The sequence below is a fragment of the Massilia sp. SYSU DXS3249 genome (genome assembly GCF_053668055.1).
In genome coordinates this window covers 56,715-82,992 of the sequence record NZ_JBSIPX010000009.1, presented here as the reverse complement: position 1 = coordinate 82,992, position 26,278 = coordinate 56,715, and the positions used below count along the sequence as shown (strand labels likewise).

At 64.1% G+C, this 26,278-nt stretch carries 21 protein-coding genes; 14 read left to right on the top strand and 7 right to left on the bottom strand.

The features are described 5' to 3' along the window. From kynA to ACWCIA_RS12495, 3 genes are all read left to right on the top strand, one after another. On the top strand, positions 1 to 843 hold the full coding sequence (gene kynA, locus ACWCIA_RS12505; protein ID WP_454163688.1) for a tryptophan 2,3-dioxygenase: 843 nt from the start codon (positions 1 to 3) through the stop codon (positions 841 to 843). 39 nt (positions 844 to 882) lie between these two features. Continuing rightward, a complete protein-coding gene (locus tag ACWCIA_RS12500; protein ID WP_454163687.1) occupies positions 883 to 1,428 on the top strand; it encodes an RBBP9/YdeN family alpha/beta hydrolase in 546 nt (181 codons plus the stop codon). Between the two features lie 75 nt (positions 1,429 to 1,503). Further along, complete coding sequence (locus ACWCIA_RS12495; protein WP_454163685.1) at positions 1,504 to 2,628, top strand: acyltransferase family protein; 1,125 nt, start codon at positions 1,504 to 1,506, stop codon at positions 2,626 to 2,628. 163 nt (positions 2,629 to 2,791) lie between these two features. On the opposite strand, the gene htpG is transcribed toward ACWCIA_RS12495, so the two are convergent. The 3 genes from htpG to ACWCIA_RS12480 form a co-directional block, all read right to left on the bottom strand. Then, entirely contained in the window at positions 2,792 to 4,711 is a 1,920-nt protein-coding gene (htpG, locus tag ACWCIA_RS12490; RefSeq protein WP_454163684.1) for a molecular chaperone HtpG, read from the bottom strand. Between the two features lie 120 nt (positions 4,712 to 4,831). Continuing rightward, positions 4,832 to 5,488, bottom strand: coding sequence for a DUF3592 domain-containing protein (locus ACWCIA_RS12485; RefSeq protein WP_454163682.1), 657 nt, complete (start codon positions 5,486 to 5,488; stop codon positions 4,832 to 4,834). A 2-nt stretch (positions 5,489 to 5,490) separates the two neighbouring features. After that, positions 5,491 to 6,279 (bottom strand): hypothetical protein, encoded by a 789-nt coding sequence (locus tag ACWCIA_RS12480; RefSeq protein WP_454163680.1) that lies wholly within the window; start codon positions 6,277 to 6,279, stop codon positions 5,491 to 5,493. A 172-nt stretch (positions 6,280 to 6,451) separates the two neighbouring features. On the opposite strand from ACWCIA_RS12480, the gene ACWCIA_RS12475 reads away from it, so the two are divergent. The 4 genes from ACWCIA_RS12475 (at position 6,452) to ACWCIA_RS12460 (ending at position 11,103) form a co-directional block, all read left to right on the top strand. Next, a complete protein-coding gene (locus tag ACWCIA_RS12475; protein WP_454163679.1) occupies positions 6,452 to 7,636 on the top strand; it encodes a hypothetical protein in 1,185 nt (394 codons plus the stop codon). 109 nt (positions 7,637 to 7,745) lie between these two features. Next, positions 7,746 to 8,207 (top strand): RidA family protein, encoded by a 462-nt coding sequence (locus ACWCIA_RS12470; protein WP_454163677.1) that lies wholly within the window; start codon positions 7,746 to 7,748, stop codon positions 8,205 to 8,207. A 93-nt stretch (positions 8,208 to 8,300) separates the two neighbouring features. Then, a complete protein-coding gene (locus ACWCIA_RS12465; RefSeq protein ID WP_454163676.1) occupies positions 8,301 to 9,494 on the top strand; it encodes an aminotransferase-like domain-containing protein in 1,194 nt (397 codons plus the stop codon). A gap of 253 nt (positions 9,495 to 9,747) precedes the next feature. Further along, positions 9,748 to 11,103: a diguanylate cyclase gene (locus ACWCIA_RS12460; protein ID WP_454163674.1), complete on the top strand. Its 1,356-nt coding sequence runs from the start codon at positions 9,748 to 9,750 to the stop codon at positions 11,101 to 11,103. 88 nt (positions 11,104 to 11,191) lie between these two features. Here ACWCIA_RS12460 and ACWCIA_RS12455 read toward each other — a convergent pair whose 3' ends face one another. The 4 genes from ACWCIA_RS12455 to ACWCIA_RS12440 all read right to left on the bottom strand — a co-directional run bounded on the left by ACWCIA_RS12455 (position 11,192) and on the right by ACWCIA_RS12440 (position 17,899). Continuing rightward, positions 11,192 to 12,943, bottom strand: a complete 1,752-nt coding sequence (locus tag ACWCIA_RS12455) for a hypothetical protein (protein WP_454163673.1) — start codon at positions 12,941 to 12,943, stop codon at positions 11,192 to 11,194. Positions 12,944 to 13,196: 253 nt separating this feature from the next. Then, on the bottom strand, positions 13,197 to 13,796 hold the full coding sequence (locus ACWCIA_RS12450) for an SCO family protein (RefSeq protein ID WP_454163671.1): 600 nt from the start codon (positions 13,794 to 13,796) through the stop codon (positions 13,197 to 13,199). Between the two features lie 49 nt (positions 13,797 to 13,845). Continuing rightward, positions 13,846 to 15,561 carry a multicopper oxidase family protein gene (locus ACWCIA_RS12445; RefSeq protein WP_454163669.1) on the bottom strand — a complete coding sequence of 572 codons (1,716 nt, stop codon included), beginning with the start codon at positions 15,559 to 15,561 and terminating at the stop codon, positions 13,846 to 13,848. Between the two features lie 751 nt (positions 15,562 to 16,312). Beyond that, positions 16,313 to 17,899 (bottom strand): FGGY-family carbohydrate kinase, encoded by a 1,587-nt coding sequence (locus tag ACWCIA_RS12440; RefSeq protein WP_454163667.1) that lies wholly within the window; start codon positions 17,897 to 17,899, stop codon positions 16,313 to 16,315. Positions 17,900 to 18,075: 176 nt separating this feature from the next. Here ACWCIA_RS12440 and dapC point away from each other — a divergent pair, with 176 nt between their 5' ends. From dapC to ACWCIA_RS12405, 7 genes are all read left to right on the top strand, one after another. Then, the gene (gene dapC, locus ACWCIA_RS12435; RefSeq protein ID WP_454163665.1) at positions 18,076 to 19,320 is read left to right on the top strand and encodes a succinyldiaminopimelate transaminase; all 1,245 of its coding nucleotides are present in this window, start codon (positions 18,076 to 18,078) and stop codon (positions 19,318 to 19,320) included. 16 nt (positions 19,321 to 19,336) lie between these two features. Further along, on the top strand, positions 19,337 to 20,161 hold the full coding sequence (dapD, locus tag ACWCIA_RS12430; RefSeq protein ID WP_454163664.1) for a 2,3,4,5-tetrahydropyridine-2,6-dicarboxylate N-succinyltransferase: 825 nt from the start codon (positions 19,337 to 19,339) through the stop codon (positions 20,159 to 20,161). 143 nt (positions 20,162 to 20,304) lie between these two features. Next, a complete protein-coding gene (locus tag ACWCIA_RS12425) occupies positions 20,305 to 21,438 on the top strand; it encodes a PilT/PilU family type 4a pilus ATPase (protein ID WP_454163663.1) in 1,134 nt (377 codons plus the stop codon). Between the two features lie 287 nt (positions 21,439 to 21,725). After that, a complete protein-coding gene (locus ACWCIA_RS12420; protein ID WP_454163662.1) occupies positions 21,726 to 22,085 on the top strand; it encodes an ArsC family reductase in 360 nt (119 codons plus the stop codon). Then, on the top strand, positions 22,082 to 23,221 hold the full coding sequence (gene dapE / locus ACWCIA_RS12415) for a succinyl-diaminopimelate desuccinylase (RefSeq protein WP_454163661.1): 1,140 nt from the start codon (positions 22,082 to 22,084) through the stop codon (positions 23,219 to 23,221). Before ACWCIA_RS12420 ends, dapE begins: the two co-directional genes overlap by 4 nt. 45 nt (positions 23,222 to 23,266) lie before the next feature. Next, positions 23,267 to 24,157, top strand: coding sequence for a 50S ribosomal protein L3 N(5)-glutamine methyltransferase (gene prmB / locus ACWCIA_RS12410; protein WP_454163660.1), 891 nt, complete (start codon positions 23,267 to 23,269; stop codon positions 24,155 to 24,157). Between the two features lie 18 nt (positions 24,158 to 24,175). Then, positions 24,176 to 26,173, top strand: coding sequence for an ATP-binding cassette domain-containing protein (locus ACWCIA_RS12405; protein WP_454163659.1), 1,998 nt, complete (start codon positions 24,176 to 24,178; stop codon positions 26,171 to 26,173). The last annotated feature ends 105 nt before the right edge of the window (positions 26,174 to 26,278 follow it).

Sequence of the window (26,278 nt, the reverse complement as noted above, 5' to 3'; positions counted from 1 at the left end):
ATGAGCGACCAACAAAACAAGGGCGCCGAGTGGCACGGCGCGAAGATGGACTTCAAGGAGTCGATGAGCTACGGCGACTACCTCGGCCTCGGCCAGATCCTGTCGGCCCAGCACCCGCTCTCGCCCAACCACAACGAGATGCTGTTCATCATCCAGCACCAGACCAGCGAGTTGTGGGTCAAGCTGATGCTGCACGAACTGGCCGCCGTGCGCGTGCAGCTGCGCGCAGGCGAACTCGATCCGGCCTTCAAGATGCTGGCGCGCGTGGCCCGCATCATGGACCAGCTGGTGCATGCCTGGGACGTGCTGGCGACGATGACGCCGTCGGAATACACGGCGATCCGGCCCTATCTGGGCGCCTCCTCAGGTTTCCAGTCGCACCAGTACCGCGAGCTCGAATTCATCCTCGGGAACAAGAACGCGGCGCTGCTGGCCGTGCACGAGAAGAACCTGGATGCGCACGCCATCCTCGAGCGCGAGCTGCACATGCCCTCGGTCTACGACGAAGCGATCCGGCTGCTGGCGCGCAGCGGCTTTGCGATCGCGCCCGAACGCCTGGCGCGCGACGCCACCCTGCCGACCGAGGCCGACGAGTCGGTCAAGGCGGCCTGGCTTGCCGTCTACCAGGAGCCGGACAAGCACTGGGCGCTGTACGAGCTGGCTGAAAAACTGGTCGACCTCGAGACCGCCTTCCGCTTCTGGCGCTTCCGCCACGTGACCACGGTCGAGCGCATCATCGGCTTCAAGACCGGCACCGGCGGCACGGCGGGCGTAAGCTACCTGCGCAAGATGCTGGACGTGGTGTTGTTCCCTGAACTGTTCGCGCTACGCACTGCGCTCTGACCCGGTAAAATGGCCCGAACGACAACGTGGAGGCCTCCCGTGGATAGCGACGTACTGATTCTTCCCGGCCTGTGGAACTCGGGCCCGCAGCACTGGCAGTCGCTGTGGCACGCGCGCCATCCCGAGTGGCGTCGCCTCGAGCACCGCGACTGGAACAATCCGGCGCGCGACGAATGGATCGCCGAAATGGACGGCGCCATCGCAGCGTGCGAAGGCCCTCCTGTGCTCGTCGCGCACAGCCTGGGCTGCATCCTCGCCGCCCACTGGGCTGCATCCGGCTCGCCGCTGCGCGCGGCAGGCGCCTTCCTGGTCGCACCGAGCGACGTCGAAGCCGCGTCCTATCCGATCGACGCCAACGGCTTCGCGCCGGTGCCGATGTCCCCGCTGCCCTTCCCCAGCATCGTTGTCGCCAGCACCAACGACCCCTTCGTCACGCGCGAGCGCGCGCAGGCCTTTGCCGCGGCCTGGGGCAGCGGCTATGTCGAGATCGGCGACGCCGACCACGTGAATACTGATGCCGGCTATGGCGAATGGCCGGAGGGCGAACGGATGCTGCTGGACTTTTGCGCGCAACTGCGCAAATAAGACACAGTCTTGCCGTTTTTGCAGCTTTTGTAAGGTCATGCAGGTATCATGGGGGCTGCTTAACCAGGCGCTACCATGGCACATCCGGCTCCACCGCTGACTCCACCACTGTCCCGACCGCTGTCGCTCTACCTCGACTGCTGCCGCTTCCTGGCGGCCGTGCTGGTCGTGGCCAGCCACCTGGCGCCCTACGGGATCATCGCGGGCAGCCGGGACGCCTGGCTGCTCGATCTCGGCCGCGAATCGGTGGTCGTCTTCTTCGTGCTATCCGGCTTCGTGATCGCCTACACGACCCAGCACAAGAACACCGACTTGCGCGGCTACGCCGTGGCGCGCTGCACCCGCATCTACTCGGTGGCCCTGCCGGTCCTGGTGCTGGCCTTCGCCGCAGCGGGCGCGCTGGCGGCATCCAACCTGGTGCCGGATGCCCAGTTCTACCAGCTGGGCAAGCCCTGGCTCTACCTGCCGCTGCACCTGCTCTTCATGGGCGAGCTGTGGACGATTTCCGAGCCGCCGCCGCTGCTCGCGCCCTACTGGTCGCTCGGCTACGAAGTCTGGTACTACGTGCTGTTCGGCGCCCTGTTCTACCTGCGCGGACGGCGCCGCATCCTGGTCGCCGCCTCCCTGCTGCTCCTGATGGGCCCGAAACTGTGGCTACTGCTGCCCGTGTGGGCGAGCGGCGTGCTGGTGTATCGCTGGCAGGAGCGGCTGAGCATCGCGCGGCCGCTGGCCCTGGCCGGCTGGGCCGCCACCCTGGCGCTGCTGGTGCTGTTCAAGGTGTCGGGGCTTGACGCGTCGCTGCGCGCCCTGGGCCATGCCATCTGGCCCTTCCCCGGCCTGCCCCTGAAAAGCGCAGACCGCTTCCTGGCTGATTATGTGGTCTGCCTGCTGGTGGTTGTGAACTTCCTGTGCGCGAAGAACGCCGGGTTCGCGGGCCTGCTGCGCGTCGAGCGGCCTGTGCGCGTGCTGGCCTCGTACACCTTCACGCTCTACCTGGTGCATACGCTGGTGATGCGGCTCTGGGGGCTGCTGTATCCGCACGACCGGACGAATGCCGTGGATGTAGTGGCGCTGCTGGCGGCGATTGGTGTCGCTACCTGGCTGCTGGGACGGGTGACGGAACAGCGCAAGGGGTGGTTCGGGGTGCAGTTCGAACGGCTGGCGGCGAGGTGGCCGGGAGGTGCGGCCACGTCGCGTTGAAAAGGCTCATTACGTAGCGTGGGCACTGGTGCCCACGCGGGTATCGTACTGCTGCGTTCTCCGGACGCTATTGGGACCACGACCGCCGCGTCCGCGTGGAGTCAGGACTCCACCCTACAAAAAACCAGGCTCGCGGCCTGGTTTTTTGTTTTAACGCGAATGCTTACCTGGCGGTTGCCAGCAGCATCTCGTTGAGGCGCTTCACGAAGCTCGCCGGATCGGTGAGGCTGCCGCCTTCGGCCAGCATCGCCTGGTCGAACAGGATGTGCGACCAGTCTGCGAAGCGGGCGCCGCTCGCGTCTTCGTACTTCAGGCGCGTGACCAGCGGGTGGTTCGGGTTGATCTCGAGGATGGGCTTGGACTCGGGCGCGTTCTGGCCGGCGGCCTTCAGCATGCGCACCAGGTTGGCCGACAGCTCGTGCTCGTCCGCCACCAGGCAGGCCGGCGAGTCGGTCAGGCGGAAGGTCACGCGCACGTCCTTGGCTTTATCGGCCAGCGCGGTCTTCATCTGCTCGACCAGTTCCTTGTACTGGGTCTCGGTCTCTTCGTGTTCCTTTTTCTCCGCTTCATCTTCCAGCTTGCCCAGGTCCAGGCCGCCCTTGGCGACCGAAGCCAGCTCCTTGCCTTCGAACTCGGTCAGGAAGGACAGCATCCACTCGTCGACGCGGTCGGTCATGAGCAGCACTTCGACGCCCTTCTTGCGGAAGATTTCCAGGTGCGGGCTGTTCTTCGCGGCGTTATAGCTGTCGGCGGCGACATAATAAATCTTGTCCTGGCCTTCCTTCATGCGCGCCACGTAGTCGCCCAGCGAGACGTTCTGCTCGTCGGACTCGTTGGCGGTCGAGGCGAAGCGCAGCAGCTTGGCGATGCGGTCCTTGTTGGTCGCGTCCTCGCCGATTCCTTCCTTGAGCACCTGGCCAAACTCCTTCCAGAAAGTCGAGTACTTGGCCTTCACCTCGGCCTCGTCCGCATTCGCCATTTCTTCCAGCATGCCCAGCACGCGCTTGGTCGAACCTTCGCGGATCACGCGCACGTCGCGCGACTCCTGCAGGATCTCGCGCGAGACGTTCAGCGGCAGGTCGGCCGAGTCGATCACGCCCTTCACGAAGCGCAGGTAGGTCGGCATCAGCTGCTCGGCGTCGTCCATGATGAAGACGCGCTTGACGTACAGCTTGATCCCGCCGCGCTTGTTGCGGTCCCACAGGTCGAACGGAGCGTGGCTCGGCACGTACAGCAGCTGGGTGTATTCGCTGCGGCCTTCGACGCGGTTGTGGGTGTAGGCAAGCGGCTCCTGGAAGTCGTGCGAGACGTGTTTATAAAACTCGTCGTACTGTTCCTTCGTCACGTCGGCCTTGTTGCGGGCCCACAGCGCGCTGGCCTGGTTGATGGTCTCGAACTCGTCCTTCAGGACGGTCTGCTTCTTCTCTTCGTCCCACTCTTCCTTCTGCATCACGATCGGCAGCGAGATGTGGTCGGAGTACTTGCGGATGATCGATTTGAGCTTCCAGCTCGAGAGCAGCTCTTCCTCGCCGGCGCGCAGGTGCAGGATGACGTCGGTGCCGCGGCTCGGCTTCTCGATGGTCTCGATGCTGTAGTCGCCCTCGCCGGCCGACTCCCAGCGCACGCCGTCGGAGACGAAGGCACCGGCACGGCGGGTGTTGACGATGATCTTCTCGGCGACGATGAAGCCCGAGTAGAAGCCGACGCCGAACTGACCGATCAGGGCCGCGTCGGCCTGCTGGTCGCCCGACAGCTTGCTGAAGAATTCCTTGGTGCCCGACTTGGCGATGGTGCCCAGGTGCGAGATGACTTCGTCGCGGCTCATGCCGATGCCGTTGTCGGAAATCGTGATCGTCTTCGCATCCTTGTCGAAGGTGACGCAGATCTTCAGCTCGTGGTCGTTGCCATACAGGGCATCGTTGTTGATCGCTTCGAAGCGCAGCTTGTCGGCCGCGTCGGACGCGTTCGAGATCAGTTCGCGCAGGAAGATCTCCTTGTTCGAATACAAGGAGTGAATCATCAGTTGCAGCAGCTGTTTTACTTCAGCTTGAAAGCCAAGGGTTTCTTTTTCGGCGACAGCCATCTTGTTCCTCGTGGTGTTACGGTTGGTTGAACGGATTGCAGCAATATGGGGAGGGTGCTGCTGGTTTCAAGAGGTCTGTTATACAAGAAGTCTTATAAAAACCTCAACACCGTTGCGCCCCTACTTGTTCTTGCGGCGCGCGGCCTGCGCGCGCAGGCGCTCGGCGATCTCGGCGTCCATCAGCGCGTCCGCGTGCGCCTTCGATTCCCAGGACCTTGGCGTGACGAGCGGGCGGCGCCGGCCGCGTGCCCGCAGGGAGCGCCACTGCGCCAGCTGTTCGTCGGCGGGCGTCCTGAGGAAATATGCCATCGCCGCGCTGTACAGCAGCATGAGGAATCCGATGAAGGGCAGCATCACGATAAGCGCGACGACATCCATCACACGCACGCCGCGCTCGAGCACGGAAGCCTCGCCACCTGGCGCGTGGTAGACCAGCACCTCGGCGCCGGCCGGAAACGCCTCGACGAAGCGGTAGGCATTGTCATAGGTCCACCAGTTGCCGGGGCGCCCGGACTCGATCACGCGTCCGCCCAGTTCATAGCGATAGCGCACGGCCGGTAACCGGGCCTTGCCGCTTTGCTCGACCTTCGACGTGAGCACCGTGCCGACTTTTGCAGGCCAGTCGCGGCTCGCCCATCCATAGTAAATTTTCTGGCCGGTGTCGACCACCAGGTCGGCGAACACGACCACGCTGCCGGCGATGACGGCCGCCATGACGGCGATGTGCGCCGCCTTGGCGAGGCGGGCCGCACGGTTCGACGCCGACGGAGCCGGCATCGCTACGCCCGCGGCGCCGGCACGGCCACGGGCGCCGGACTTGCCAGCAGCCGCCGCGCCGCCATGTGCACGACGAGCGCGCAGCCCAGCGCCAGCCCGAAGGCCGCGCCGACGGCGCCCTCGCGCAGCTGCATCGCCAGGATGAGGCAGAACACGGAGAAGCCGAAGTAGCCCGTCACCATGCCGCGCAGGAGGGAGACGGCGTTGCCGCGTCCGAGGCCGGCATGGGCGAAGCCGACCAGCACCGTGCTCATCACCGGGAACATGGCGAAGAAGCCGGACAGGCGCGCCCCGAGCCGGGTGGCGCCGGCGGTCACCGCCAGCACCAGCAGCGCTGCTGCCAGCATGCGCCATGGCAGGTCCTTGGGACGCGCGCCGCCTGACTCTGCCACGTCGCGCGGGAAGAGTCTCGAAGCCAGCAGGCAGGCGCCCCAGACCGCGCCGAAGGCAAGGCCCAGCGGCGGGCGCAGCGCCTGCAGCGCCGCCACTGCCAACCCATAGGCGAACAAGGCGAGCAGCATCGAGCCGGCCACGCCATGGCGGCTGGATGCCCAGGCATAGGCAAGACTGAAAACGAGGATGGCGACCACCGCCAGCAGCGTGCCTTCGGCGGCATTCGCGGCAAAGGCGGCGCCCTGCTCCAGGGTCAGCGTGAACAGGATGGGGCCGGCGACGATCGGAAAGGCGGAGAGCCAGCCGGCGACTGCCGGGCCCCAGCGCCTGCCGGCCAGCGTGACGAGCCAGATCAGGAGGGGAACCAGCAGCAACTTCAGTACGAGCACGGCATTCATGAGGCGTCCCGGCGAGCCGCATGGCGGCGATGCGGAATGATACCATTCGGAAATGCTAAGCTGACAATAAAACGCTGTCGCGAGCGCCCGGCCCGGTGTGACAATTCGTGATCTTCTGGCAAGATAGTTTCTCTATACTTCAGCGTGTCTTCATCCAGACAGGCCGCATGCCATGCCCGACGAATCGACGCCATCCCTCCGCTCCCGCTTCGCCGGCGTACTCGCTTTCGCCTTCCTGATGACCAGCAGTGCCACGGCTGCCGAGGAAGCGTTTGTTCCACGCGACCTGCAAGCCTGCGCCGCGAACAAACCGGCCGATGGCTACGACACCGTCTGCAAGCAGCCCCTGAATGCCGGGGAACGCGCACTCGCGCGCGAGAAGCTGAAGGATCGCGGCTTCGCCTACGGAGTCGAGGACGATGCGCTCACCGTCGTGATGCGGGCGGAGGCGGCCGACTTGCGGTATCCGGCCGGGCCACGCGTCTGCTGCGACATCCAGGCCTACCTGGACAAGGTCGAAGGGGATATCTATGCGGGTAAATTCCGCTGGAACCGCATGGCGCAGGCAATGCTCGACCTGCGCTTCTTCGGCATGGAGCACCGCAAGGATGCCCGTGCGCAAATCAATGGTTCGCCGCAATTTGCTGCTGTGAAGGAAAAGATCGACAAGGGCCTGTTCCTGGCTCACGGTGTTACCGTCAGCACCGAAAAACTGGCCGGTCCCGGCGCCATTGGCCAGCGCACAGTCACGGTTGCCACCGGCCCATTCTGCCGACGCAGCCTCGCGCACTGCTCGATCATCTACATGCCTGACGGAGACTCAACGCGCATCCTGGTCGGAAACGCCTTGATGAATGGCGTCGACATGCGCGACTTCGTGGTCGTCGGCGTGCACAATGCCGAGGTCAATGCCAACGAAACGCGCATGGAAGAACTGTTGCATCCCCATGGCGCCGCCCGTTATCCCCTGTTCATGCAATTCGTGACCGGCGACGTGCGCCGCCATGTCGAAGGCGCCCGCAAGCCGCTGCGCCGGCTCTCGGCGGGTTACTCGAACGGCGGCGTCTGGGCCACCGACGCCCTGCTGGCGCACCCGGACGTCTTCGACGGCGCGATCGTCATGTCGCCCGGAATACCCAAGCTCCGGAACGCAGCCAGGCTGCCCGCGCATCGCGTCTTCATCGGCGCCGGCTTCATGGAAAACCATTTCCATGCCAGCAGCCGGAAGATCGCGGCCGGCCTCGCGGCGCGCGGCGCCGCGGTCAGGGAGCTGTACATACCGAGCGGCCACAGCATGAACACCTGGATCAATGTCTGGAACGCCGCGATCAAGGACCTGGACGCCACCGCGCAATGAGCGCCGCACTGTCTTCTCCCGGCCCTGCCGCGACGCGGCCGTGCCGTGGTGTCCATCCGGCCTTTCAAGTCGTACAATACCGGCTTCATCCACCGCAACCGGAAATCCCATGTCCGTCTACGACAAACTCAACGAACTGAACATCACCCTGCAACCTGCCGCCGCACCGGCCGCCGCCTACGTCATGTACGTCCAGACCGGCAACCTGGTCTTCGTCTCCGGCCACATCGCCAAGAACGCGGACGGTTCGGTCAACGCCGGCCAACTGGGCAAGGACAAGACCACCGCCGACGGCCAGGCTGCCGCACGCGCCATCGCCATCGACCTGATGGGCACCCTGCAGGATGCCTGCGGCGGCGACCTGAACCGCGTGAAGCGCATCGTCAAGCTGATGAGCCTGGTGAACTCGACCCCGGACTTCACCGAGCAGCACCTGGTGACCAACGGCGCGTCGGAACTGTTCGGCGAAGTCTTCGGCGACGCCGGCAAGCACGCGCGCTCGGCCTTCGGCGTGGCGCAGATTCCGCGCGGCGCCTGCGTCGAGATCGAGATGATCGTCGAAGTGGCGTAAGCACACGCGACGCAGGTAATGAATGGGCTGCCAACACGGCGGCCTGACCTTATCGCCGGGTTCCGGGCGGCGACACCTTCCAGCGAGACCAGCATGACCATCGAACAATCCCGTCCCATCCAGTGGCAGTTTTCCGAGCGTGCGCAGGGGCTGCAAAGCTCGTTCATCCGCGAGATCCTGAAGATCACCCAGCGTCCCGAGATCATCTCGTTCGCCGGCGGCCTGCCCTCGCCCGCGACCTTCCCGGTCGAGCGCATGAAGGCGGCCTACGACAAGGTGCTATCCGAGACCGGCAAGGTGGCGCTGCAGTATGGCCCGACCGACGGCTATGCGCCGCTGCGCGAATGGATCGCCAACTCGCTGTCGACGGAAGGCACCAAGATCCTGCCCGAGCAGATCCTGATGACCTCGGGCTCGCAGCAGGCCCTCGACCTGATCGGCAAGGTGCTGATCGACGAAGGCAGCCGCGTGCTGGTCGAGACCCCGAGCTACCTGGGCGCCTTGCAGGCCTTCTCGGTGTACCGCCCGGAATTCGCCTCGGTCGCCACCGACGACGATGGCCTGGTGCCGTCCTCGCTCGCCGCCGTGGCCGAGGGTGCGCGCCTGCTCTACTCGCTGCCGAACTTCCAGAACCCGACCGGCCGCTCGTTATCGAAAGCGCGCCGGCATGAACTGGTCGAGACCTGCGCCAGCCTCGGCCTGCCGCTGATCGAGGACGATCCCTACGGCGCGCTGTCCTATTCCGGCGAGCCGATGCCGAAGATGGTGGCGATGAACCCGGAAGGCGTCATCTACATGGGTTCGTTCTCGAAAGTGCTCACGCCGGGCATCCGCCTCGGCTACGTATGCGCGCCGCTGCCGATGGTGCGCCGCCTGGAACTGGCCAAGCAGGCGGCCGACCTGCACACCGCCCAGCTCACCCAGATGGTGGTCTACGAAGTGGTCAAGGACGGCTTCCTCGACGAGCACATCCCGACCATCCGCACGCTCTACGGCAACCAGTGCCAGGCCATGCTCGATGCGATGGCCGAGCACTTCCCGGCCCAGGTCAGCTGGACCAAACCGGAAGGCGGCATGTTCATCTGGGTGACGCTGCCGAAATCGGTCGACGCCATGAAGCTGCTCGACCAGGCCATCGCCTCGCGCGTCGCCTTCGTGCCGGGCGCCCCGTTCTACGCCACCGATCCGGAAACGAATACCCTGCGCCTGTCCTTTGTAACGGTGCCGCCGGAACGCATCCGCGAAGGCATTGCGATCTTGGGCAAGCTGATTGCGGCGCAACTGTAAGGCCGGGCTAGCTGCGGGCGCGCGACAACGCGTGCCCGCAGCAGCGTTTTCGTAAGCAATTTGCTTTTTTAGCCACATTTTATGCGGGCTGAATAGTATTTTGCCAAAATACCTACAGTCACCACGTGTTCCTCGCTTTGCGGTTGCGGCGCCACCACAAACTGTACTAGCTTTTCGGCAACAAAAGTTACCGGGGGCGTCCACATCGGGTTATGATTTTGCAAGAGATCAAACCCGTCCCGCGACGCCACCGATGCCCACCCTCGCCCCCGCACCCGCAGTCACGCGCCAGGCCGCCGTCCTGATCGTCGACGACGCGCCCGCGCACCTGGGCGCGCTGCGCGCCATGATGCTCGAGCAGGGCTACCAGACCTTCGTGGCCAACAGCGGCGAGCGCGCGCTCGAGATCGCCCGGCGCGCCCTGCCCGACCTGATCCTGCTCGACATCGTCCTGCCCGGCATCGATGGCATGGAGGTATGCCGCCGCCTCAAGGCGCACCCGGCCACCTGCAACATCCCCGTGCTCTTCATGAGCGCGCGCACCGACACCGACGACATCGTCGCCGGCTTCGACGCCGGCGCGGCCGACTACATCCCCAAGCCGCTGCGCCTGGCCGAAGTCTGCGCGCGGGTGCGCAGCCAGCTGCAGTTCCGCCGCGCCGCGCTGTCGCAACAGCAGCAGAGCGAGCGCCTGCGCCTGATCGTCGACAGCATGGACGAAGGCCTGATGACGATCGAACCGGGCGGGCGCATCCAGTACGCCAACCCGGCCTGCGAGCGCTACCTCGGCTACACGCACGGCGAACTGGCTGGCCGCCCGCTCGGCGAGCTGCTGGTCGCCCCGGTGGCCCAGGAATGCCTGGACTTCTTCGACCAGCACCTGACCCGCGCGGCGCCGCAGGGCTGGCACGGCGCGCGCGAGGTGCTGATCCGCCAGCGCGACGGCGTCCTGCGCGCGATGGACTTCACGCTCACGCCGATGGAAAGCGAGCAGCCGCTCTTCATCGCCCTGCTGCACGACATCACCCACCACAAGCAGTCGGAAAACGCGCTGCAGCGCGCCGCCCTGCTCGACCCGCTCACCAAGATCGCCAACCGGCGCCACTTCGACAGCTTCCTGGAAAAGGAATGGCAGCGCGCGATCCGCTCGAGCCAGCCGCTGTCGCTGGTCGTGCTCGACGTCGACCACTTCAAGGGCTACAACGACAGCCTCGGCCACGCCGCCGGCGACGCCTGCCTGCAGCAGGTGGCGATGGCGCTGCAGTCGCACGCGCTGCGTGCCACCGACCTCGCCGCGCGCTACGGCGGCGAGGAATTCGTGCTGCTGTTCGGAGAGACCGGGCACGAGGCCGCCTGCGCCATCGGCGAGGCGATCCGCGCCCACATCGAATCGCTGAACATCCCCAACCCGCGCTCGACGACTTCGCCCTGGGTCACCGCCAGCCTGGGCGTCGCCACCATCGTCCCGACCCAGCTCGACGACATCAAGGACTTCTTCGTCTGCGCCGACCGCGCCATGTACGCGGTCAAGGAAGCGGGCCGCAATGGCGTGCGGGCGGTGCAGACGGGGGCGACGCTGGCCTTGATTCAGGCGGCGTTGCAGTCCTAGCGCGCCTGTCGACCGACGGCGCCGCCGTCATGCAGCCATTCGGAGTCGCCCCCGAATGACCACAAGACAGCGGCCGTGGTTTCTCCGATCAGGGAATGGCAACCGCAGCGTTACCCGGTGCCGGACAGCCGGACATCCCCGGACCACCCACTTCGCCGAACTCGGAGATCGTCAAGCCAAACCGGTCGCCGTTGCCATTGGTGGACAGCCAGGCCATGATGCGGTTTTGCCCCGCGAGGGCAAGCTGCATTTCGGTGGCGTTGAGCCCCTTGTAGACGGCGCGCCACTCATTACTCAGGCTGTCGCCCGTACGCAGCAGGGTACCGGTGCCGCCGGGGACATTGTCGACCCTCCCGCCATCGATATCGGCGCGAATGTCGCGGCGCCCGATGCGGGTATTGGCGAAATCCGGATTGATGATGCGTTGCTCCATGAATCGTAATGGCAGGGGCTGGCCATTGTCCGTCGCCGTCCCGTTGACCCGTATGTTGAGGCCGTCTGTAGTGACGAAGGCGCCTTTGGTGACCTTGGCATCGATCACCCGCTGTGTCTGGCCGGCAGAAAAACTTCCGCCTGCGAGTGCCAGCACATCGACCAGGTCGCCCGGGAGGATGTTCGGCGTTTGTCCGGTCCAGCAGACACCACCCGGATGGTTGACTTCGAAGACACCGCCCCTGGCGACGATGCCGCGGGCCGTGCCGATGACCGGCGTATCGGACGTTCCCCTGCGAACGACGACCTGCAGTTCCGTGCCCGGCGCAAACCCTTCGATCGAAATGAAGTCGCGCTCCGGGAACACGGTGACATCCTTCAGCGACGGCTGGTTGCCCTGGAACCCGGCGTCGAGCAGCGTGGCAGGCGTGTAGTGAACCGGCGGCGTTGGCGGCCCCGACACGAGGACACCTCCCGGCCCCGGAGGACAGCTGCCCATACCGGGGCCGCCGATCTCACCGACTTCGTAAATGGTCATGCCCAGCCGGTCGCCCGCCCCAGTGGTCTGCTGCCACCCCATGACACGCGTCTGTCCAGAAACGACCAACTGCCGTTCATCCGCGTTCAGCCCCCTGAAGGTAGCGGTGAACGACGTTCCCGTTGCCGCATCATAGGCAAGCGTTGCACTGGTACCCGGAATAGGGTTGCCATCAGTTCCATCGATGCGGCCGCCCAGACTGTCCGCGCGGATGTCCCGCTTCCCGATACGGCTGGTGTCGGTACCGATGAATTCGTCGTTGACAATCCGGACCTCGAGCCGGCTCAACGGGATGCGGCCGCCACCGGGGAGAACCGCCTTGCCCTTGACGACCACGGTACCATCGGCGAGCTCGACTGCCTGCGTCGCCGTGACATTCTGTGTGTTGGTTGCCGCGCCGGAGTCCTTCACGGGAGGGGGAACGAGATTGCGATTATTGGTCGTGTCCCGGTACGTCACGCGTACCGTGTCGCCGGCGGTAATGTCTGGCGTAAGATTTCTCCAGCAGATGCCACCCGGATGGTTCACCTCGATCGCACCGGTCGCGTCGGTACGTCCGACCGCATCGCTCACCAGCCCGCCGCGCCTCACTTGCACGAGCACATCGGCGTTCTTCGCAAAACCCTCGACCGATGTGAAATCACGCGACGGGAACACGGTAATATCCATCGGCAGTAATGGCGGATTACTGACCGTTTGGGCCGACGCCATCGCTGACGCCAGCAGCGTCAGGGCGGCGGCAAACCTGTGCAGTCCAACGGCGCGCGCATCCTTTGGGCCAGATCGGCTTTCCGCGCGCTTCGCCTCCACACACGGGTTCGCAGTGTTTTGCAGATAATGAAATCCGCCAGTTTCATCATTCGTTTTCATTATGCACTCCAACTTTTAATGAACACATCCCTAAGCGGTCGATACCGGCCAGCCGGCCGGGTTTTCGATGCTTGTCTCTTGTAATAGGTGACTTGGGTTATCCCGGTTCCAAAATATTTCCATAGGCAATCCAATAAAAATGCCGGGCCATGCCGGCAACGCAAGGGCATGGCCGGTCAGAATCCACATATGAAATCCCACGCGCTCGGACCAACTTTCCCGATACGGCTCGCGGTCGCTCTCCCGCAGCCGGTCAGGCCAACTCCTCGATCGACCTGACGATCTGGTGCGTCGCAGACAGGGCGGGCATCATGCACCACCGCTCGATCCGGTCGTTGCCGATGCTGAGCATTCCCGTATGCCGGAACACATCCTTGTCCGCGGCAGGATCGCTGTCGTAAAACCCGATCTTGCGGCGGACGATGTCCATGCTTTTCCGCGTGCCGGTCAGGAAGGTCCATCCTGGACCGATCTCGAAACGCTTCATGTAGGAACGTAATGCCGAGGGAGGATCGAGTTCCGGCAGCAGGCTGATCGACACCATATGGACGTCGCGCCCAATACGGTCGCCCAGCGCTTGCTGCACCCGCAGGAGGTTCGCGGTGTTACCAGGACAGATGCTGGTGCACGCGGTGTACATCATGTTCAGGACAACGACCTTGTCATGGATGATGTCCTGGTAAAACCTGACCGGCCTGCCCTCATGGTCGATGAACGGGCTGTTCGTGAAATAGGCCGCCCGCGGATCTGCTGCAGAACGCCGGTCCGCTTCCCATGCCATCGTCGATGCCGAGACAGCCGACGTCGCTGCACTGGCCAGGAGCGTCATCAAGGTCGTACGCTTCGAAGTCATTTTCATTTCTCCCTAGTTGGAAAGCCACTGCCTTTTGGCGAAAACACGCTCAGGCAACCACATCCCATCGGACCATCATCGCGTGGTCTTCGTGCGCCAGGTTATGGCAATGCATCATGTACTTTCCCGTGTAGTCCCTGAAATGCATGAAGAGCTGCAGCTCCTCGCCGGGCCCGATGACATACACGTCCTTGCGGCCGCGCTCATGCACGGGAGGCAGCCTGCCATTTCTCGACAGGATGCGGCCTTCCTCGAAATGGATATGTACCGGATGCGACCAGTTTCCACCGCCGCGCAATACCCAGACCTCCTTCGATCCCAGGCGGGGTTTGACCGACACCCTGCGCACATCGAACAACTTGCCGTTCACCGACCAGGCTCCATTGTTGCGGTCGAATTCCCAGACCCGCCTGGGCAGGTCTTTCAGCTCTTCCGGAGAAGGAATCGGCGGCTGTTCACGTAAGGTGGCCGGAACACGGCTGGCATCGGGGACCGCCGGATTGGCCTTGACATCGAAACGGAGAATCTGCGTTCCCGGGTTAAGGATCTTGCCGGACGGTCCGCGCCCGTCGAGCTGCTCGAGCCTATTGACCAGAAAGAGCTTGGTTCCCAGAGGGTATTGGGCAAAATCGATCACGATATCGGCTCGCTCGGCCGGAGCAAGGCGGATTTTCTTCATCGTGAGCGGAGCGGCGAGCAGATTGCCGTCGTTGGCAATATAGGTGAACGCCTGATCCGTCCCTCCATAACTCAGGTAGAACTCGTAGAAGCGTGAAAGACTGCCGTCGAGCAGGCGAAACCGATACTTGCGCCTTTCCACCTCGAAAAAAGGCTGGATTTTTCCGTTGACGCACATTTTATCGCCAAGGAAACCATCGGAATTGAACGGATCGAAAGCCATGATTCCTTTCGAATTGAACTGCTTGTCCTGAAAAACAAGTGGAATGTCGTACTTCCCGACTCCGCTCGGCAAACGTAATGCTTTGGCACTCGTATCATTTTCATTTCCCGAATCAATTTCGTCGAACAGCAGATAAAATCCGCTCAGGCCGCGGTACACATTCGGCCCGGTGAAATCCATGCGGTGGTCGTGATACCAGAGCGTTCCAAGTGCTTCCCGCGGATCGCCGTGTGTCTCGTAATACTGGTCGTAGCCTGCAAGGCAATTTGGATAAAGATGATCCTTGTATTTCCCGGGGCCAGACATGGTCGGCCCTGCCTTGACGGGACTATAGTAATCTCCCGTGAACCCGTCGCTTTCCGATCCGTTGTGCAGGTTGTGCAGGTGGGTGCTTATTTCTGGCGATCCGAATCCGACATGATTTTGCGGAAGATTGTTATGGATGCGGACAATGATCGGTTCGCCATATTTGGCGACGAACGTCGGTCCGGGACAGATGCCGTCGTAACCCCAGATTGGCTGCGTCGGCAAATCCCGGTGAAACGAATGCATCGCCTGGCAAACATTTAGTTCGTAAAATTTATTTGCAGGAAATTCCGCCCAGCGCTGATGCGTCTCCCTGCCGCACTCGTCTCCAGTAGCGACAGGGACAGGAGGAGGAACCAGTTCCTGCACCGCGGATTTGGGACCGTAGACCGGCAGACGTTCGACAAACGGCGTCGTACGTGGACTCACCAGATCGGACGCCGAAGCAGGCACCGAAGCCAGTTTCGCAGCGAGTAACCCGGAACCTGCTGCGGTAATACTCCCTTTCAGCAGATTTCTACGTCCGGTTGAAACACATGCCAAGCTATTTCGAGACATAATGAAGCCTCCTACACAGACAGGAAATAACGTACAAAAATTGATTTCGCTTCAGGAATGAAAGTACATCCATTCCCGGTGTGTGCCCACACCACGCAGCGGCGTAGAATGTTAACTGTTGACTGTCTCTGATTACACCCTGAAAGATCGATCCCTAGTCGTTTTATTTTATCGCCGAGCCGGGCGGAACTTTTATGCCCGCCTGTTCACTGCCGCGTACTCAGGAGAGATAGTATCCCGATGGTGGCCATGTCGATAAGTTCAAGATCTTTCGCCGATTTTCACTAACGGTCAAGAGGGTTGGACACATTTTTTTACAATTTCAACCGAACAACAAATAATTGATTTCAAAGGAGTAAATATTTTAATAAGTTCAGGAAACAAATATCGGCCGAATCTCAGCATTAATATTTACGCACGTGCAATTCAAAGATTATCTTCCGGTGGCCGAACCCTTTTAAAATCATGTATTTACGATTTAGCACAAGCGAGTTCAACAGGACGTCGGGACCCGCTGCCGGGATCAGCCAAGCATGTGTTTTTTTTGAAGTGGTATATATAAGCAGCGGGTCTGCGCCGACCTTCCAGTCGGGTTCATTCCGTGCAACGGTGCCCTGAAACGATGACGCGTCATGGACATCGATGGCGTCGCAAGGATAGGCCAGGTGTGAACGGCCGCCGTCTTGCACCGGCGCGATCGATGCGGACTGGACTAGCGACGTTCCAGGCTCCAAGCGTTAGCTGCAGGGGATCAGGGACGTTTTCGATAAGCTGTCGGATAGCCTGTAATGGCCGCAATCTCGCGGTACAAGGGCTGCAACTGCCCGTACATCCTGCGATACACCCCTTTATACAGCCGGTCATAGATCGCCCGATTCTGCTCGACCGGCTCGAATACCCTCCCCACTCGCGTCATCGCCGCCACCGCAGTCCCCGTATCCGGATGCAGCCCAAGCCCTACGCTGGCGATGATGGCGGCGCCCAGGCCCGAGGTCTCGTAGACGTGCGGGCGCGCGGTCGGCAGGCCGAAGATGTCGGCGGTGAGCTGCATCGCGCAGTCGCTCTGCGAGCCGCCGCCGGAGACGCGCAACTCCGTGATGCGCACGCCGCTGCGCCGTTCGATGCGCTCCCGGCCGTCGCGCAGCGCATAGGCCAGGCCCTCGAGGATGGCGCGGTAGACGTGGGCGCGCGTGTGGACGTCGCCGAAGCCGACGATCGCGCCTTTCGCCTCGCGTCCCGGCACGCGGATGCCGGGCGTCCAGTAGGGTTGCAGCATCAGGCCCATCGAGCCGGGCGGCACCGATTCGGCCAGCGCGTCGAACAGCGCTTCGGGGGCGCAATCCTCGCTGAGCGCCTGCAGCTGCTCGTGGTGGCCGAACTGCTCCTTGAACCAGTTGACCATCCAGTAGCCGCGAAACACCTGGACCTCCGTGCTGTAGGCGTGCGGGACCGCGGCCGGGTAAGGCGGCACGAAGGGCGTCACCTCGACATAGCGGGGACTGGTGGTGTTGATGGTGGCCGTGGTGCCGTAGCTGAGGCAGCCGACCTGCGGATCGAGGCAGCCGGCGCCCAGTACTTCGCAGGCCTTGTCGGCTGCCGCCGCGAACAGGGGCGTACCGGGCGGGATGCCGGTGGCCCCGGCCGCATCCGGCTCAATCACGCCCAGTTGCGTCCCAGGCGGCACCAGTTCGGGCAGCATGCGCGGCTCGATGGCCAGCGCCTGCCACTTCCAGTCGCGCCGGCCGGCCCAGCGGTGGCGGCGGTAGTCGAAGGGCACGTAGCCCACCTGCGAGCCGGTCGAGTCGATGAAGCGCCCGCACAGGCGCCAGTTCAGGTAACCCGAGAGCAGCAGGAACTTGTCGGTCGCTTCCCACACTGCGGGCTGGTGCGCGCGGATCCAGTTGATCTCGGCTTCGCCACGGAAGAAATCGATGGTGCCGGCCACGCGCGCCAGCCTGAAAGCGCTGCGCCAGAAGGGGCCGATCGGCGGCACGGTCTCGGTGCGGCGCTGGTCGAGCCAGGTGATGGCGGGCCGCAGCGGCCTGCCCTCACTGTCCAGGTTGACCACCGTGCCGCGCTGGGTGGTGACAGCCACCGCGCGCACGGCGCCACGGTCGACGCCCGCCTGGCTCCACAGGCCCTGGCAGGCGCGGCACACGGCCTGCCAGAAGTCCTCGGGCGCATGTTCGGCCCAGCCGGGCTGCGGCGACTGGTAGGCATCGAGCGGCACCTGGCTCTTGGCAACGATGTTCCCGCGCAGGTCGAACAGCAGCGCGCGCACGCTCTGGGTGCCGTTGTCGATGGCGAGGATCGTCGGTTCAGAGATGTGCGGCGTCATCGGGCGATACGGTGGAGGAAGTCAGCAACCTCCCATGATACTTGTACTTACGTTTGATTCCTACTGGAAATCTTGCAGCAACCGGCTGCCTGCGATTGGTACACTGGCAACTGCCTGAACGGCATGGTTATCGGCGCTATAATGGTTCTTTTCGCACTACCCTTCCTGGTACCGTCGTGAATCCACACCTCGAAAAACTCCATCCCTACCCGTTCGAAAAGCTGCGCGAACTGTTCGCGGGCGTCACGCCGAACGCCGAATTCAAAGCGATCAGCCTCGGCATCGGCGAGCCCAAGCACCCGACGCCGCCCTTCATCGAAAAGGCACTGATGCATGCCGTCGCCGGCCTGTCGAACTACCCGAGCACGGTTGGCGGCGAGGCGCTGCGCACCGCGATCGCGGGCTGGCTGGAGCGCCGCTATGGCGTGCCGCCGCTGGACGCGGCCACGATGGTGCTGCCGGTGAACGGCTCGCGCGAAGCCCTGTTCGCCATCGCCCACTCGGTGATCGACGCCCAGGCCGACGCGCTGGTGCTGTGCCCGAATCCCTTCTACCAGATCTACGAGGGCGCGGCCTACCTCGCCGGCGCTACTCCGTACTTCGTGAACTCCGACCCGGCGCGCAACTTCGCCTGCGATTACGGCACGGTGCCCGACGAGGTATGGAAGCGCGTGCAGCTGCTGTATGTCTGCTCGCCCGGCAATCCGACCGGCGCCGTGCTCGGGCTGGAAGACTGGCGCGAGCTGTTCGCGCTGGCCGACCGCCACGACTTCGTGATCGCCGCCGACGAATGCTATTCCGAGATCTACACGACGTCGATGCCGCCGCTCGGCGCACTGGAGGCGGCGCACCAGCTGGGCCGCAGCAGCGGTTCGCGTCCGTACCGCAACCTGGTCGTCTTTTCCAGCCTGTCGAAGCGCTCGAACGTGCCGGGCATGCGCTCCGGTTTCGTGGCCGGCGACCCGCAGGTCCTGAAAAAATTCCTGCTGTATCGCACCTACTCGGGCGGCGCCATGTCGCCGGTCGTGCAGGCCGCCTCGATCGCGGCCTGGGGCGACGAAACCCACGTGATTGATAACCGCACGCTCTACCGCGAGAAGTTCAACCTGATCACGCCGCTGCTGCGCGAGGTGATGGACGTCGAACTGCCCGACGCCGGCTTCTACCTGTGGGCCGACGTGCGCCGCACCGGCCTCTCCGACACCGAGTTCGCACGCCGGCTGTACGCCGAATATAATGTGACGGTTTTGCCCGGCTCCTACCTCGCGCGCGACGCGCACGGGACCAATCCGGGCCGCGACCGCATCCGCATGGCGCTGGTGGCAGGCGTCGACGAGGGGCTGGAAGCAGCCAACCGCATCGTCCAGTTCTGCCAGTCCCTCGGTACCGCGCACGGGCGCACCCAGCATTCCGATTCCTGAAAACGAGATCATCATCATGACCCAACAACTCCAGAACATCATCGACACCGCGTGGGAACAGCGCGCGGACTTCAGCCCATCGACCGCGCCGGCCGATGTGCGCAACGCCGTGGCAGAGGTCCTGGCCGGCCTCGACGCGGGCACCCTGCGCGTGGCGCAAAAAGAGGGTTCCGAGTGGATCGTCAACCAGTGGATCAAGAAGGCCGTGCTGCTGTCGTTCCGCCTGGAGAATAATGTCCCGGTCGAGGGTGGCGGGATGCAGTTCTACGACAAGGTCCCGACCAAGTTCGCCGACTACACGGCCGAAGACTTCGCCAAGGGCGGCTTCCGCGTGGTGCCGCCGGCCGTCGCCCGCCGCGGTTCCTTCATCGGCAAGAACGTGGTGCTGATGCCGTCTTATGTGAACATCGGCGCCTACGTCGACGAAGGCACCATGGTCGACACCTGGGCCACCGTCGGCTCCTGCGCCCAGATCGGCAAGAACGTCCACCTGTCGGGCGGCGTCGGCATCGGCGGCGTGCTCGAACCGATGCAGGCCAACCCGACCATCATCGAAGACAACTGCTTCATCGGCGCCCGCTCGGAGATCGTCGAAGGCGTGATCGTCGAAGAGAACTCGGTGATCTCGATGGGCGTCTACATCGGCCAGTCGACCAAGATCTACAACCGCGAAACCGGCGAAGTCACCTACGGCCGCATCCCTAGCGGTTCGGTCGTCGTGTCGGGCAGCCTGCCTTCGCCGGACGGCAAGTACAGCCTGTACTGCGCGGTGATCGTCAAGCAGGTCGATGCCAAGACGCGCGCGAAGACGGGGATCAACGAGCTGCTGCGCGGGATTTGATTCGGCGTTTCGACCGATCGAACGTGCGTTGAACGCGTGGACGGGGAACCCGTCCACCCTACCGGGTTTCGTAGGGTGGACGGCTCTGCCGTCCACGCGTTCAACGAACATCTGAATTACCGCACCACCCGGGAGACCACCACATGGCCATGGACCGCCTGTTCCAGCTAATGAAAGAAAAAAACGCGTCGGACATGTTCTTCGCGGTGAATTCTCCCGTCCACATCAAGATCAACGGGAACCTCATCCCGATCAACCAGCACCGGCTCGACCCGGACAACATCGCCTCGCTGCTGGCCGAGATCGCGTCCCCCGAGCAGCTTGCCGAACTCGAACGCGAGAACGAACTGAACATGGGCATCTCGGTGCCCAACCTCGGCCGCTTCCGCCTGTCTGCCTTCCGCCAGCGCGGCAGCGTTTCGGCCGTGTTCCGCTTCGTGCCGGCGACCATTCCGCCGCTGGGCGAACTCGGCCTGCCGCCGGTATTGTCCGAACTGATCATGGAAAAGCGCGGCCTGCTGCTGGTGGTCGGCGCCACCGGTTCCGGCAAGTCGACCACGATCGCCTCGATGCTCGACTACCGCAATGAGCACCGTACCGGCCACATCCTGACGCTGGAAGACCCGATCGAATACCTCTTCAAGAACAAGAAATCGATCGTCAACCAGCGCGAGATCGGCAGCGATGCCCTCGACTTCGAGCGCGCCCTGCGCAATTCCCTGCGCCAGGCGCCGGACGTGATCCTGATCGGCGAAATCCGCGACCAGGCGACGATGGGCGCGGCCCTGGCCTACGCCCAGTCCGGCCACCTGGTGGTCGCCACCCTGCATGCGAACAACAGCTACAACGCCCTGAACCGCATCATCGGCTTCTACCCGCTGGAGAACCGCGCCGCCCTGCTGCAGGACCTGGCCTCGGCCACCAAGGCGATCATCTCGCAGCGCCTGGTGAAGTCCGCCGCCGGCGGCACCCGCCAGCCCGCGGTGGAAATCATGCTCAACACCCGCTACATCGCCGACCTGATCGAAAAAGGCGAGCTGTCCGGGATCAAGGAAGCGATGGACAAGAGTCTGTCGCCGGGCTCGCAGTCCTTCGAGGCGGCGCTGCTGCAGCTGGTGCAGTCGGGGCTCGTCACGCAGGAAGAGGCGCTGGCGAATGCCGACTCGGCCACCAACCTGCTTTGGCTGCTCAACAACGGGCCGGCGCAGGGGGCGGAAGAGCAGAAGAAGGCGGACGAGCCGGCGACGACCTTCACCGAATTCACGCTCGATACCTGACATCCTTTAGCGGGGCTGTTGCCTGCCCTGTTATTGGTTTGCATCGTCCGCGTGGGCACAAGTGCCCACCCTACGGAAGAAGCCGCTGACTCCCGGTGGCTCACGACCGCCAATCCGGACCGTAGGGTGGGCTCTCGAGCCCACGCGGATTGCGCGGACCAGTAACAAAGCAGGCAACAGCCCCGGAATGCCTGTGCTATCCTCGCCGCTTCCCGAACGACCGCCACATTAGTAACCACGGGCAACCATGCGTTGCCTCGCCGCACTTACGTCCACGATTTACGCCCATGACCAAGACCCTCTACGGTATTCCCAACTGCGACACCGTCAAGAAAGCCCGCACCTGGCTCGCCGAGCACGGCATCGAGTTCACCTTCCACGATTTCAAGAAGCAGGGCCTGGACCGCGACACGGCCGCGCGCTGGCTGGAGCAGATGGACTGGGAAACCCTGGTCAACCGCAAGGGCCTCACATGGCGTAACCTGCCGGACGAGCGCAAGGCGGCCGTCACCGACAAGGCCGGCGCCCTCGAGCTGATGCTGGAAAACACCTCCGTCATCAAGCGCCCGGTGCTGGAAGGTGCGGGCCCGCTGTCGGTCGGCTTCTCGGCGGATCACTACTCCCGCCTGTTCGGGAGGGACGCATGATCGTCAAGCATTCGCGCACCCAGGACCTGTCGGCCGAACTGATCGCCCTCGATTCGATCACGCCCAACGACAAGGGCTGCCAGCAGCGCCTGGTCGAATTGCTGGCCCCATTGGGCTTCCGCTGCGAGACCATCGAATCGAACGGCGTCACCAACCTGTGGGCGCGCCGTGGCTCCGAGTCGCCGGTGTTCGTCTTCGCCGGCCACACCGACGTGGTGCCGACCGGCCCGGTGCAGCAGTGGACCTCCGAACCCTTCGCGCCCACGGTCCGCGACGGCAAACTCTACGGCCGCGGCGCGGCCGACATGAAGACCTCGATCGCGGCGATGGTCGTCGCCTGCGAGGAGTTCGTGGCGAGCCACCCGGACCACAAGGGTTCGATCGCCTTCCTGATCACGAGCGACGAGGAAGGGCCGGCCGTCGACGGCACGGTGATCGTCTGCGACATGCTGGAAGAGCGCGGCGAGACCCTCGATTTCTGCGTCGTGGGTGAGCCGACCTCGAATCACATCCTGGGCGACACGATCAAGAACGGGCGCCGCGGTTCGCTCTCGGGCCACCTCGTCATCAAGGGCGTGCAGGGCCACATCGCCTACCCGCACCTGGCGCGCAACCCGATCCACCAGGCAGCGCCGGCGCTGGCCGAACTGGCCGCCGAAGTCTGGGACGAAGGCAACGAGTACTACGCGCCGACCTCCTGGCAGATGTCGAACATCCACGCCGGCACCGGCGCCAACAACGTCATCCCGGGCCAGTTGACGATCGAGTTCAACTTCCGCTTCTCGACCGCGAGCACGGCCGAGGGCCTGGAAGCGCGCGTGCACGCCATCCTCGACCGCCACCTGCTCGAGTACGAACTCGAGTGGACCCTGTCGGGCCTGCCCTTCCTGACCCCGAAGGGCGCGCTGTCGGAAGCGATGTGCAGCGCCATCCTGGACGAGACCGGCGTCACGACCGAACTGTCGACCACCGGCGGCACCTCCGACGGGCGCTTCATCGCCCGCATCTGCCCCCAGGTGATAGAATTCGGCCCACCCAACGCCAGCATCCACAAGATCGACGAGCACGTCGAGCTGCGCTTCATCGACCCGCTCAAGAACATCTACCGCCGGACGCTGGCGAATTTGCTTACTTAAGTTGCTGGCGCACTGACATAACATCGGAACAAGCGAGGACACGCCATGACCACGACCACCTTCAGCACCCCGCGCGACCTGCTGCGCTACGCCGTCACCCGCTTCAATGCGGCCAGGCTGTTCTTCGGCCACGGCAGCGCCGAGGCCTTCGACGAAGCGGCCTATCTGGTCCTGCATACCCTCAAGCTGCCGCTCGACCGCCTCGATCCCTTCCTCGACGCCAAGCTGCTGCCGGAAGAAGTGCTGCAGGTGCTCGCCGTGATCGAGCGCCGCACCACCGAGCGCGTGCCGGCCGCCTACATCACCAACGAAGCCTGGCTCGGCACCTATGCCTTCTATGTCGACGAGCGCGTGCTGGTGCCGCGTTCCTTCATCGCGGAACTGATCCCGAATTACTTCAGCCCCTGGGTGAGCGACCCGTTCGCCGTCGAGAACGTGCTCGAACTGTGCACCGGCTCCGGCTGCCTGGCGATCATGATGGCCGACGTCTTCCAGAACGCGGTGGTGGACGCAGTCGACATCTCGCAGGACGCGCTGGCCGTGGCCGAGCGCAACATCCGCGACTACAAGCTCGAAGGCCGGGTCAATCCGATCGCCTCCGACCTGTACGAGAACGTGCCCTTCAAGAAGTACGACCTGATCGTCACCAACCCGCCCTACGTGAACGCCGGCTCGATGGCCAAGCTGCCGCCGGAATACCTGCGCGAGCCGCAGATCGCCCTGCATGGCGGCGAGGACGGCATGGACCTGGTACGCAAGATCGTCGCCGGCGCCGCCGAGCGCCTGACGCCGGAAGGCATCCTCGTCGTCGAGATCGGCAACGAGGCCGAATACGCGGAAGCGGCCTTCGGCCACCTCGGCCTGACCTGGCTCACCACGAGCGCCGGCGACGAAGCGGTATTCCTGCTCACCGCCGAGCAGCTCCAGAACGTATAAGACTGTAGAACTTCACGCATGATCCGTTTCCTGAACGTCAGCCTGATGCGCGGCACCAAGCCGCTCTTCGAAGGCACCGACCTGACCCTGAACCCCGGCGACAAGATCGGCCTGATCGGCGCGAACGGCGCCGGCAAATCGAGCCTGTTCGCCATGCTGCGCGGCGAGCTGCACGCCGACGGGGGTGAGATCGACTTCCCTTCCAAGTGGCGCCTGGCCTACGTGGCGCAGGAAACCCCTGCGCTCGACCGCCCTGCCCTCGACTACGCGATCGACGGCGACGTCGGCCTGCGCCGCCTGCAGGCCGAGCTGGACGCGCTGGAAGCGGCGCCCCACACGGAGGAGAACGGCATCGCGATGGGCAACGTGCACGCCGCGCTGATGGACGCCGATGCCTACACGGTGCAATCGCGCGCCGAGCAGCTTCTGCTGGGCCTGGGCTTCTCGCTCGACCAGATGCAGCAGCCGGTCGCCAGCTTCTCGGGCGGCTGGCGCATGCGCCTGAACCTGGCGCAGGCCCTGATGTGCCCGTCCGACCTGCTGCTGCTCGACGAACCGACCAACCACCTGGACCTCGATGCGATCATCTGGCTGGAAGACTGGCTGAAACGCTACCAGGGCACCCTGGTCATCATCTCGCACGACCGCGATTTCCTCGACGAGATCGTCAACGTCATCGTTCACATCGACGAGCGCAAGCTCAAGCGCTACTCGGGCAACTACTCGTCCTTCGAGCGCCAGCGCGCCGCGGCCATGGTGTTGGCAGCGAGCGCGTTGGAGAAGCAGCAGCGCACCCGCGCCCACCTCGAGTCCTTCATCAACCGCTTCAAGGCCCAGGCCACCAAGGCGCGCCAGGCCCAGAGCCGCATGAAGGCGCTGGCGAAGATGGAAGAACTGGCGCCGCTGCGCGCGGCCGCCGAATTCTCCTTCGAGTTCCGCGACCCGCTCGCCGCCCCGAATCCCCTGCTGGTGATGGAAGACGTCGACGCCGGCTACCCGATCCTCGACGAGCATGGCGACCGCATCGACGGCAAGACCATCGTCAAGCGCGTGAACTTCTCGCTGCAGATCGGCCAGCGCATCGGCCTGCTGGGCGTGAACGGCGCCGGCAAATCCACGCTGATCAAGACCATCGCCGGCGAGCTGGCGCCCCTGAACGGCAATGCCACCCTCGGCAAGGGCCTGTCGATCGGCTACTTCGCCCAGCACCAGGTCGAGATGCTGCGCCATGACGAGTCGCCCCTGTGGCACCTGGCGAAGATCGCGCCGACCGTGCGCGAGCAGGAGCTGCGCAACTTCCTCGGCAGCTTCAACTTCCCGGGCACGATGGTGACCAGCCCGATCGCTCCCTTCTCGGGCGGCGAAAAGGCGCGGCTGGCGCTGGCCCTGATCGTCTGGCAGCGCCCGAACCTGCTGCTGCTGGACGAACCGACGAACCACCTGGATCTGGAGACCCGCGAGGCCCTGACGCTGGCGCTGGCCCAGTTCGAGGGCACGCTGGTCGTCGTCTCCCACGACCGCCACCTGCTGCGCGCCACCACCGACCAGTTCATCATCGTTGCCGAAGGCCGCCTGCAGCCTTTCGACGGCGACCTCGACGACTACAAGGACTGGCTGTTCCAGACCAAGCTCGGCAAAGGGAACGAGGCGCTGCCGGGAACCGCGACCAAGCCCGCGGCGCCGGTTGCGGTGGCCGCCGCCGCTCCTTCGCCCGCCGCACCTGTGGCCGACCGCAAGGAACAGAAGCGCCTGGATGCAGGGGAGCGGCAGCGCATTGCCGCCCTGAAGAAGCCGATCGAGAACCGCATCAAGCGGCTGGAAGAGCAGATGGCCAAGCTGAACGCCCGCAAGGCCGACATCGACGCCAGATTGCTCGATTCAGGCATCTATGAAGCGGACAAGAAGGACGAGCTGAAGAACCTGGTCGCGGACCAGGCCTTCGTGGTGCGCGACCTGGGGACGCTGGAGAATGAGTGGCTGGAGTTGCAGGAGCAGCTGGAGGGGTTGGCGGCGTAACGCGGATGGTGTTGTAGGGTGGGCGGCTCCACCCATTACTCTGCGTCGACGCGACGCGTGCGCCGCTCACGCGTTCAAACCTAACATGCACCGACGCGAGGTTTC

What these genes read in the sequence shown, in the direction of transcription:
- ACWCIA_RS12495 (WP_454163685.1), top strand. Translation starts at nt 1,504, where the DNA reads ATGGCACATCCGGCTCCACCGCTGACTCCACCACTGTCCCGACCGCTG.
- ACWCIA_RS12425 (WP_454163663.1), top strand. Translation starts at nt 20,305, where the DNA reads ATGGCCATGGACCGCCTGTTCCAGCTAATGAAAGAAAAAAACGCGTCG.
- ACWCIA_RS12420 (WP_454163662.1), top strand. Translation starts at nt 21,726, where the DNA reads ATGACCAAGACCCTCTACGGTATTCCCAACTGCGACACCGTCAAGAAA.
- ACWCIA_RS12470 (WP_454163677.1), top strand. Translation starts at nt 7,746, where the DNA reads ATGTCCGTCTACGACAAACTCAACGAACTGAACATCACCCTGCAACCT.
- ACWCIA_RS12465 (WP_454163676.1), top strand. Translation starts at nt 8,301, where the DNA reads ATGACCATCGAACAATCCCGTCCCATCCAGTGGCAGTTTTCCGAGCGT.
- ACWCIA_RS12480 (WP_454163680.1), bottom strand. Translation starts at nt 6,279, where the DNA reads ATGAATGCCGTGCTCGTACTGAAGTTGCTGCTGGTTCCCCTCCTGATC.
- kynA (WP_454163688.1), top strand. Translation starts at nt 1, where the DNA reads ATGAGCGACCAACAAAACAAGGGCGCCGAGTGGCACGGCGCGAAGATG.
- ACWCIA_RS12440 (WP_454163667.1), bottom strand. Translation starts at nt 17,899, where the DNA reads ATGACGCCGCACATCTCTGAACCGACGATCCTCGCCATCGACAACGGC.
- htpG (WP_454163684.1), bottom strand. Translation starts at nt 4,711, where the DNA reads ATGGCTGTCGCCGAAAAAGAAACCCTTGGCTTTCAAGCTGAAGTAAAA.
- dapD (WP_454163664.1), top strand. Translation starts at nt 19,337, where the DNA reads ATGACCCAACAACTCCAGAACATCATCGACACCGCGTGGGAACAGCGC.
- ACWCIA_RS12485 (WP_454163682.1), bottom strand. Translation starts at nt 5,488, where the DNA reads ATGCCGGCTCCGTCGGCGTCGAACCGTGCGGCCCGCCTCGCCAAGGCG.
- ACWCIA_RS12450 (WP_454163671.1), bottom strand. Translation starts at nt 13,796, where the DNA reads ATGACTTCGAAGCGTACGACCTTGATGACGCTCCTGGCCAGTGCAGCG.
- prmB (WP_454163660.1), top strand. Translation starts at nt 23,267, where the DNA reads ATGACCACGACCACCTTCAGCACCCCGCGCGACCTGCTGCGCTACGCC.
- ACWCIA_RS12475 (WP_454163679.1), top strand. Translation starts at nt 6,452, where the DNA reads ATGCCCGACGAATCGACGCCATCCCTCCGCTCCCGCTTCGCCGGCGTA.
- ACWCIA_RS12445 (WP_454163669.1), bottom strand. Translation starts at nt 15,561, where the DNA reads ATGTCTCGAAATAGCTTGGCATGTGTTTCAACCGGACGTAGAAATCTG.
- ACWCIA_RS12405 (WP_454163659.1), top strand. Translation starts at nt 24,176, where the DNA reads ATGATCCGTTTCCTGAACGTCAGCCTGATGCGCGGCACCAAGCCGCTC.
- ACWCIA_RS12455 (WP_454163673.1), bottom strand. Translation starts at nt 12,943, where the DNA reads ATGAAAACGAATGATGAAACTGGCGGATTTCATTATCTGCAAAACACT.
- dapE (WP_454163661.1), top strand. Translation starts at nt 22,082, where the DNA reads ATGATCGTCAAGCATTCGCGCACCCAGGACCTGTCGGCCGAACTGATC.
- ACWCIA_RS12460 (WP_454163674.1), top strand. Translation starts at nt 9,748, where the DNA reads ATGCCCACCCTCGCCCCCGCACCCGCAGTCACGCGCCAGGCCGCCGTC.